This window comes from Streptosporangium minutum (assembly GCF_002149035.1).
Lineage (GTDB): Bacteria > Actinomycetota > Actinomycetes > Streptosporangiales > Streptosporangiaceae > Streptosporangium > Streptosporangium minutum.
Genome location: NZ_NGFP01000483.1, coordinates 1 through 1,904, shown reverse-complemented (window position 1 = coordinate 1,904; position 1,904 = coordinate 1). Strand labels below are relative to the sequence as shown.

At 68.1% G+C, this 1,904-nt stretch carries 2 protein-coding genes; one reads left to right on the top strand and one right to left on the bottom strand.

Going from position 1 to position 1,904, the window contains the following annotated elements; all coding sequences use genetic code 11:
• On the top strand, nt 1–1,013 hold a 1,013-nt coding region (locus CA984_RS43855; RefSeq protein WP_207621277.1), incomplete at its 5' end, for a PQQ-dependent sugar dehydrogenase.
• A 216-nt stretch (nt 1,014–1,229) separates the two neighbouring features.
• Here the strand turns inward: CA984_RS43855 and CA984_RS45740 are convergent.
• Entirely contained in the window at nt 1,230–1,601 is a 372-nt protein-coding gene (locus CA984_RS45740) for a hypothetical protein (protein WP_133061990.1), read from the bottom strand.
• Nucleotides 1,602–1,904: the final 303 nt, after the last annotated feature.

Genomic DNA, 1,904 nt, shown 5'->3' with positions numbered 1-1,904 from the left:
GGTTCACCGAGATCGCCCAGCTCGACATGCCGGTGGCGATGGCCCTGCGCAAGGGCGACTCCACGCTGTACGTCGCCGAGCAGACGGGACGGCTGCGCGCGATAGCGGACGGCAGGGTCGTGGAGGATCCCGTCGTCGACCTTTCCGGAGAGGTCAGCCGGGGCAACGAGCAGGGGCTGCTCGGGGTGGCGTTCCATCCCGGCGGCGACTTCCTCTACCTCGACTGGACCGACCGCGACGGGCACACCCACGTCACGGAGTGGGCCTTCGGCGGCGGCAGGGCCACCGCGCGCCGGGACGTGCTGGTCCAGCGGCAGCCGTACCCCAACCACAACGGCGGCCAGCTCGCCTTCGGACCCGACGGCCACCTCTACATCGCGCTGGGCGACGGCGGCAGCGGGGGCGACCCGCAGGGCAACGGCCAGAATCTGGGCACCTGGCTGGGGAAGATCCTCAGGATCGACCCGCGCGGCACGCCGTACAAGGTCCCCGCCGGCAACCCGTTCGCCGGCAGAAAGGGCGCCAGGCCCGAGATCTGGGCCTACGGCCTGCGCAACCCCTGGCGGTTCTCCTTCGACAGGAAGACCGGGGACATGTGGATCGGCGACGTCGGGCAGAACTCCTGGGAGGAGATCGACTTCCAGCCCCGGGGGAAGGGCGGCCTCAACTACGGCTGGAACCTCAGGGAGGGCGGCCATCCCTTCCAGGGGGCGGCCCCGCCGGGCGGGGCGGTCGACCCCGTCGCCGAATACGCCCTGGGGCGTGACGGGACCTGCTCGGTCATCGCCGGCCACGTCTACCGGGGCACGCGGATCCCGGGCCTGCGAGGCCGGTTCCTCTACGGCGACTTCTGCGCCGGCTGGGTGAAGGCGGCCCCCACCGACCGGCCCCGCGAGGCACGGGAGGTGGGCAGGGTCGAGCAGCTCTCCTCCTTCGGCGAGGATCACGACGGCGAGCTGTACGCGCTCAGCCTGGCCGGGCCCGTCTACAGGCTTGAGGCCGACACCCGCTGACCCCGTTCTCCGCACGTGCGACGTCGTCCCAGGTCAATGGAGGTCTCGTACGGAACACAGGCCGAGCCCAGGGTGCGCGGGGGGCGGACCACTCCAACGGTCACGCCCGCAAAGGTGGACCGGCCTGCCTTCGGGCTCCGGCAAGACGGGGTGGGCTCCGCACTTCACCGGCCACCGGCGAAAACGCCTCGGAGACCGCTGAGCGCAGCTGGACCATCAACGGTTCGCGATACCGCCGTAGGTGTCGAAGCAAGTATTGTAAACCCTCACCTTGTAGAAGCCGTACAGCCCGAAGATCCGAGCTGAGCGCTTGTTTCCGCTGCCGACATAGCCTTTCCCGACAGTCGCACCGTTTGCTGCGTCGTAAACCGTGAAGTCGGCGCCGCAGAACGGAGATGTGATGACCTCGTACCAGATCCAGTGTTCCGCGTGGGCCTGCACTGCCGGCGAGGTGCAATGAGTTCCGGCGACACGGCACCACTGCAGCTCTCCGGCGGACGCCGACGCCGAACTTTGGATCCCCAGCACGAGTGCCGTGAGGCTGATCGCGATACTGAGACGCGTAATGATTCCACGACGAGCCGACATCTACACCGATCCTTTGATTTGCTGCTTTGATTACTTTGGATGGCGAGCCGAAGCAGCCACTTCCTGTTAAGGATCAGCCGGCGGCAAGTAGTTTGTATAGACGTTTCGGGTGAGGCCGAAACGTCGACTTCAGCGCCTGTATCCGGTCTCTTCCCAGCCGCCCGGACGTTTTACGTCGTGCGGACGGCGACCAGGCGGCAGCTCTTCACGGTCACGTCCACGGCCATGGTGTGCGGTTCCGCCGGTGACGGACGCGCTGCCCCGCCCGGTCCAACCGCCGCCCCCTCACCGGACCCTCGATCC

Excerpts from the sequence above, each read along its gene's own strand:
- CA984_RS45740 (WP_133061990.1), bottom strand. The coding sequence starts at position 1,601 with ATGTCGGCTCGTCGTGGAATCATTACGCGTCTCAGTATCGCGATCAGC.